Below are 4,691 nucleotides of genomic sequence, written 5' to 3'. Positions count from 1 at the left end.
AGCCCGACCAGCGGTGTGGGCGCATACCCCGGAAGCGAGGCATGGAAGGACCGTGCGGACGCTGCCGCCTGCTCGGAGCACCAGTGACGCGCGGAGGGATGGCAGTACCAGTCGTTCACCCGGCCAGTCTCGGGGACACCGAAGCATCAGGGCCAGCGCGCATACTGACCGACTCGTCAGAAGAAGTGATGGATCGAGGTTCTCGTGCTGGACGTGGTACCCCGGCCAGCCCCGCCTGTGACCTTCCGGGACTGAGCCGGTCATCGATGTCACGCGTATGCCGGCCCGGACGCTGGTGACCTCCGTGTCCACGAACGAGCCCATGGCCCGCGGGGTCGACCCGGCCGCCGGTCAGAGGGGCGCGAGGAAGGCCCGGACCCGTTCCATGAGCAGCGAGGAAGCTTGCGGGTCGTAGGCGGGGAGGGAGGAGTCGGCGAAGAGGTGTTGGTCGCCGGGGTAGAGGAACAGCTCGGCGCCCGGGGTGGAGCCGGCAAGCTCGCGCGCGGCCGGTAGGTCCTCCTCGAAGAACTCGTCGCCCTCCTTGCCGTGGATCTGCAGCGGCACCCCGTCGGGCCACCTCTCCCCGAACTCCGAGACCGGCAGGCAGGAGTACACGAGCAGTGCCCCGCGAGCATGGGGCCGAGTCTGGGCCAGCCGTTGGGCGATCGTCACGCCGAAGGAGAACCCGCCATAGACGAGCCCTGGCCCGAGCTCGTCGGCCACGGCGGCGCCACTCTCCCGGATCGCGTCGAAACCGAACTCGCGAGCGAATCCGAAACCCTCCTCGATGCTGGAGAACGTGCGGCCCTCGAACAGGTCCGGCGTGTGCACGGTGTGCCCGTCCTCGCGGAGGCTGTCGGCGAAGTCCCGGACTCCGTCAGTCAGGCCTTGGATGTGGTGGTACAGCAGCACGTCAGCCACGGTGTTGAACCCCTTCACAAACGATCGGATTTTTTGGAACGTTCTGCGACGCTAGTCTATTGGCCCATGGCAGACAACCCTCCGGACTACGAGCTGGCCGATCGGATGGCGCTGACCAGACCGGATCAGGTGAAGGCCATCGGGCACCCGCTGCGCACGATGATCCTGCAGCTCCTCCACGAACGGGCCGCGACCGTGACTGAGCTCGCCGCGGCACTCGAACGCCCCAAGAGCACGGTCGCGCACCACGTGGAAGTGCTCACCCGCAACGGCCTGCTCAGGGTCGTGCGCACGCGGAGGGTGCGGGCCATCGAGGAGCGCTTCTACGGACGCACGGCTCGCATGTTCCACGTGGCGGCAGAGCCGCCGGCCGCCGGTGAACAGATGCCGACAGACTTCAACGACTTCGAGGTAGCAGCTCGCGAGTCCGCCACCGCGTTCGAGCAGGGGAAGCTTTGGGGCTTCATCCGACATGCGCGCATCTCGAAGGACCAGGCTGCCCTGTTCTGGGACAGTATGGCCGAGTTGATTGACGAGTTTGACCGGCTGCCGCGATCTGGCGACACCATGTACGGATTCGCGATCGGGCTCTACCCCACCAACCATCCGACCCTACCCACGGCGGAATGATGCAGTCGGGAGCGTTGATCTCTCGGATGGTGTCGTATCTGAGCGCTGCCGTTCGTGGAGTGGGTGAGCGGCGGCTGTCCAGAGCCTCCGCGTTCGAGAGCCATGAGATGGCCTCGTCCCGATGGGAGAGGAGACGACCGTGCCGAAGTATCTGATCGCGTTCAACGACGAGTGGGTGCCCGAGCAGACCCCGGACGACCTACGCACCAAGAGCGCGGCCTCGCAATCCGTGCTGGAGGAGATGAAGGCGGCTGGAGTCTTCGTGTTCGCAGACGGTGGGATCGACGCCTCGACGGTGGTCTGCAGCGTCGTCAACAAGGACGGACAGCCGGTCTTCACCGACGGTCCGTACGTCGAGACCAAGGAGCACCTGGGCGGATTCACCGTGGTGGATGTTCCCGACGACGAGAACGCGAGCTACTGGGCGGGTCGACTGGCCGTTGCGTTGGACTGGCCACAGGAGCTCCACCGATTCCCGTCCGGTGTCACGGAGATCATCGAACGTCAACCGCGGGAGTGACCCCGCTCGGGACAGCTTCAGCCGGTCTGTTCGGGCAGGTCGCGTGCGCCCAGCCGCAGGTGCTCGGTGTGGTAGACCGCTTGGTCGAGCAGCTGGGCGACGTGATCGTCATACAAGCTGTAGGTGATGCTGCGACCGTGCCGCTCGCCTTCGACCAGGCCGAGGTGGCGCAGCAACCTGAGTTGGTGGGAGACCGCCGACTGCTCCATCCCGACCGCCTCGGCAAGCACGCCGACGCTTGCCGGCCCCTGGCGCAGCCGGGCGAGGATCAGCAGTCGACTGGGGGTGGTGAGCGCCTGCAGGGTGTCGGCCACGGTGCGCGCGGTGGACGCGTCGAGCACGGCCGGTCCGATCGTGCCGCCTACACCGTGACCCATGGCCGTAGGGTACCAACCCAGAAGGTGTGAATACCTTTTCATGTGTGCTGTTATCGTGGCCGGGTGTTCACGAGCATGCGCCGTCCAGTCGTCACGGGTGATTGCTGATGACCGGGGCGGACTGCGACACCCGGGCGGCGACCCCGACAGCGACCCTGCCCGGGCAGGCGGGCACGCGCGGAGTGTGGGGCCGCGTCGACCGGCGGGATCTGGCGCGCACCGCGGTGGTGGCGCTGTTCGCCGCGGGGGTCGGGGCCCTGTACGCCGTCGGTGCGCCCCGGCCGCTGCTGGCCACGACAGCGGTGGTCGGGTTGTTGGTGGGGTGCTGGCCGATCATGGCCGAGGCATGGGAGGACGTTCGGGAACGCCGGATGAGCATGGAGTCCTCGATGCTCGTCGCCATCGCGGCTGCCGCGGCCATCGGCGCGTGGGTGACCGCGTTGGCGATCACCGCGTTCGTCCTGGCCGCAGAGATCTTGGAGGACCTGTCCCTGGATCGCGGCCGGGACGCGCTCACTGACCTGATGGCCTTCCTGCCATCGACGGTGCAGCTGCGCGCCGGGTCGTCGGTGACGTCGGTGCCGTTGTCCTCGGTGGTGCCGGACCAGGTCGTGGTCATCTCTCCCGGCGGGAGCGTCCCGGTGGATGGCACCGTGGTGGCCGGGCAGTCCAGCTTGGACCAGTCGCGGATCACGGGTGAGTCGATGCCGGTGGACGTCCAGCCGGGCTCCTCGGTGTATGCCGGGTCGGTCAATCAGTTCGGGGCGTTGCAGATCCGAGCAGAGCGGGTGGGCGCAGAGTCCTCGTACGGCCAGATCGTCGAGACCGTCCGTGCGGCCCAGTCGTCCCGGCCTCCGGCCCAGCGGTGGGCGGACCGTTTCGCCGCTTGGCTGGTCTACCTGGCGCTCATCGGCGCCGCGGCCACCTTCGTGGTCACGCGGGACCTGCGGGCGACAATCTCGGTGGTCGTGGTCGCCGGTGCCTGTGGGATCGCTGCCGGTACGCCACTGGCCTCGTTGGCCGCGATCGGCCGGTCGGCCCGGAGCGGGGCCTTCATCAAGGCCGGTACCTACCTCGAGCGGCTGTCCACGATCGACACGGTGGTCTTCGACAAGACCGGCACCCTGACCACCGGTGCGCATCGGGTCACCGACGTCCGCCCCGCACCCGGCATCACCGCAGCTGAGCTGCTGGCAGCGGCCGGCGGCGCCGAGTGGTACTCCGAGCACCCCATCGGCAGAGCGGTCCTCGACCACGCCGCCGAGCACAATGTGCCCATCCACCACGCGGCCAGCTTCGACTACCAGCCCGGGTATGGGGTCACGGGACGTGTGGGTGAGGAGAGCGTGCGGGTGGGCAACACCCGGCTCGTCCCGGAAGCCGGACCCGCAGTGAGGACGATCGGTGGCGGCCCGAGCGCCGTTCACGTCGCGATCGGCGACCGTTATGCCGGCTCCATCCTGGTCTCGGACACCGTCCGCGACTCAGCGTGCCAGTGCGTGGCCGACCTGCACCGGCTCGGCCTCCGGGTCGTGATGATCACCGGCGACAACAGTGCGGCCGCGCAGACCGTCGCCCAACACGTGGGCATTCGCGACGTTCACGCAGAGTTGCTGCCTGCGGACAAGGTCGACTGCGTCCAGGCGCTGCGTGCCCAAGGGCACCGTCTGGCCATGGTCGGTGACGGCGTCAACGACGCACCGTCCTTGGCCGAGGCCGACGTCGGCATCGCGATGGGGACGGGCACCCACATCGCCCGGGAGACCGCCGACGTCGTCCTGATCACCGCGGACCTGGCCGACCTGACCCGAACCCTGCACATCGCACGCCGAGCCCGGCGAATCGTCCTGGCCAACTTCATCGGCACCATCGTGGTCGACCTCATCGGCATGGTCCTCGCCGCCCTGGGGATCCTCGGGCCCGTCCTGGCCGCGGTCGTCCACGTCGGCAGCGAATCCGCCTTCATCCTCAACTCCGCCCGGCTCATCCCCGGCGGCCGAAACACGCGGCACGCCACCGATGCGGAGAAAACACACCCCGCTCCGCGACTGGCGAAGCCCACCGAATCCTGAGGGCCGGTTCCCGGAGATCAGCCTGCGATGGGGGACTGATGCTCCTATGCGTTGTCAAGCAGCGGTGAGCCACTGTCGGTAGCGTTCGGCGAGTTGGTCGTCGCGGCGGCGGCCGAGTTCGAGTTCGCCGATGCGCGCGGGCCATACGTTGAGGTTGTGGGCCACGGTCGT

5 protein-coding genes are annotated in these 4,691 nt (G+C 68.3%); 3 read left to right on the top strand and 2 right to left on the bottom strand.

Annotation, left to right across the window (positions count from 1 at the left end):
- Positions 1 to 351: 351 nt before the first annotated feature.
- Positions 352 to 921 carry a dienelactone hydrolase family protein gene (locus tag VFL99_RS02695; protein WP_325104784.1) on the bottom strand — a complete coding sequence of 190 codons (570 nt, stop codon included), beginning with the start codon at positions 919 to 921 and terminating at the stop codon, positions 352 to 354.
- Between the two features lie 66 nt (positions 922 to 987).
- On the opposite strand from VFL99_RS02695, the gene VFL99_RS02690 reads away from it, so the two are divergent.
- Together VFL99_RS02690 and VFL99_RS02685 are read left to right on the top strand one after the other, a co-directional pair.
- Positions 988 to 1,551, top strand: coding sequence for an ArsR/SmtB family transcription factor (locus VFL99_RS02690; protein ID WP_325104783.1), 564 nt, complete (start codon positions 988 to 990; stop codon positions 1,549 to 1,551).
- A gap of 139 nt (positions 1,552 to 1,690) precedes the next feature.
- A complete protein-coding gene (locus tag VFL99_RS02685; protein ID WP_325104782.1) occupies positions 1,691 to 2,071 on the top strand; it encodes a YciI family protein in 381 nt (126 codons plus the stop codon).
- Between the two features lie 17 nt (positions 2,072 to 2,088).
- Here the strand turns inward: VFL99_RS02685 and VFL99_RS02680 are convergent, their stop codons facing one another.
- Complete coding sequence (locus VFL99_RS02680) at positions 2,089 to 2,448, bottom strand: ArsR/SmtB family transcription factor (RefSeq protein WP_325104781.1); 360 nt, start codon at positions 2,446 to 2,448, stop codon at positions 2,089 to 2,091.
- A gap of 107 nt (positions 2,449 to 2,555) precedes the next feature.
- On the opposite strand from VFL99_RS02680, the gene VFL99_RS02675 reads away from it, so the two are divergent.
- Positions 2,556 to 4,520 carry a heavy metal translocating P-type ATPase gene (locus tag VFL99_RS02675; protein WP_325104780.1) on the top strand — a complete coding sequence of 655 codons (1,965 nt, stop codon included), beginning with the start codon at positions 2,556 to 2,558 and terminating at the stop codon, positions 4,518 to 4,520.
- The last annotated feature ends 171 nt before the right edge of the window (positions 4,521 to 4,691 follow it).

It is taken from the genome of Segeticoccus sp. (genome assembly GCF_035708005.1).
Note: the sequence above shows the minus strand (reverse complement) of the source record. Positions and strands in the feature narration are given on the sequence as shown.

What these genes read in the sequence shown, in the direction of transcription:
- VFL99_RS02675 (WP_325104780.1), top strand. Translation starts at nt 2,556, where the DNA reads ATGACCGGGGCGGACTGCGACACCCGGGCGGCGACCCCGACAGCGACC.
- VFL99_RS02680 (WP_325104781.1), bottom strand. Translation starts at nt 2,448, where the DNA reads ATGGGTCACGGTGTAGGCGGCACGATCGGACCGGCCGTGCTCGACGCG.
- VFL99_RS02690 (WP_325104783.1), top strand. Translation starts at nt 988, where the DNA reads ATGGCAGACAACCCTCCGGACTACGAGCTGGCCGATCGGATGGCGCTG.